Below are 1,211 nucleotides of genomic sequence, written 5' to 3'. Positions count from 1 at the left end.
TGAAGTAGTTTCGATTTGATCTGACAGTTCCTCTTGAAAATCGAGAGGTTCTCCCTTTTGATGGAAATGCTGAACACCATCAAACTGAGCCCTGTGCTCAAAGGAGAACCTCATGTCCAGTTTCAATCACAACGTCATAAAACACAAGGTTGGTCTGCTCAATCTGGCGGCAGAGCTCGACAACGTTTCGAAGGCTTGTCGGCTGATGGGCTTTTCCCGGGATACTTTTTACCGGTACCAAGCAGCCAAGGAAAACGGCGGAGTTGAAGCCCTACTCGACAAGAGCCGACGTAAGCCAAATCTGAAGAACAGGGTTGATCCAGCTATCGAAAATGCGGTTGTGACATTTGCCACCGATTATCCGGCGTATGGTCAAACCAGAACCAGCAACGAACTACGCAAGCTCGGGACATTCGTTTCGCCTTCCGGCGTCCGTTCAATTTGGCTCCGTCACGGTTTGCACAGCTTCAAATTGCGGCTGCTGGCTCTCGAAAAGCTGTCAGCAGAATCGGGATTGATTCTGACCGAAGCCCAAGTACAAGCTCTGGAGAGAAAGAAAGACGATGATTTCGCCCATGGTGAGATCGAGACGGCTCATCCCGGCTATCTCGGGAGCCAGGACACATTTTATGTTGGCACCATCAAGGGAGTCGGCCGTATTTACCAGCAGACGTTCGTAGACACCTATTCCAAGTGGGCTGCGGCCAAGCTGTATACCACGAAGACGCCGATCACGGCTGCGGATATGCTTAACGACAAGGTTCTGCCTTTCTTCGAGGAGCAGGGAATGGGTGTGTTACGCATTCTGACTGACCGGGGTACGGAATATTGCGGCAACGTGGAAACCCATGATTACGAGCTTTTTCTGGGCCTGTGCGGCATCGAACATACGAAGACCAAGGCCCGACACCCACAGACGAATGGCATCTGCGAACGGTTCCACAAAACCATTTTGGACGAATTCTACCGTGTGACTTTCCGACGCAAGCTCTATTCCTCATTGGATTCTTTACAGGCAGATCTCGACGAATGGATTGCGGGGTACAACACGGAACGAACGCATCAAGGGAAAATGTGTTGCGGAAGGACTCCCATGGCAACTATGATCGAAGGGAAGCAACTCTGGACGGAATACGTTTCAAAGCTGAACTAATCTGACAATTCTGGCCCGTCAAAAGGGACGACTGTCAGATCAAGTATGAACCACTACA

1 protein-coding gene is annotated in these 1,211 nt (G+C 50.5%); it reads left to right on the top strand.

The window, feature by feature from the left end; all coding sequences use genetic code 11:
• Positions 1-112 precede the first annotated feature (112 nt).
• Positions 113-1,153, top strand: coding sequence for an IS481 family transposase (locus HUV26_RS13465; RefSeq protein ID WP_174410663.1), 1,041 nt, complete (start codon positions 113-115; stop codon positions 1,151-1,153).
• Positions 1,154-1,211 lie beyond the last annotated feature (58 nt).

Source organism: Desulfovibrio psychrotolerans (genome assembly GCF_013340305.1).
Taxonomy (GTDB): domain Bacteria; phylum Desulfobacterota; class Desulfovibrionia; order Desulfovibrionales; family Desulfovibrionaceae; genus Halodesulfovibrio; species Halodesulfovibrio psychrotolerans.
This window is presented reverse-complemented; position numbering and strand designations above follow the sequence as displayed.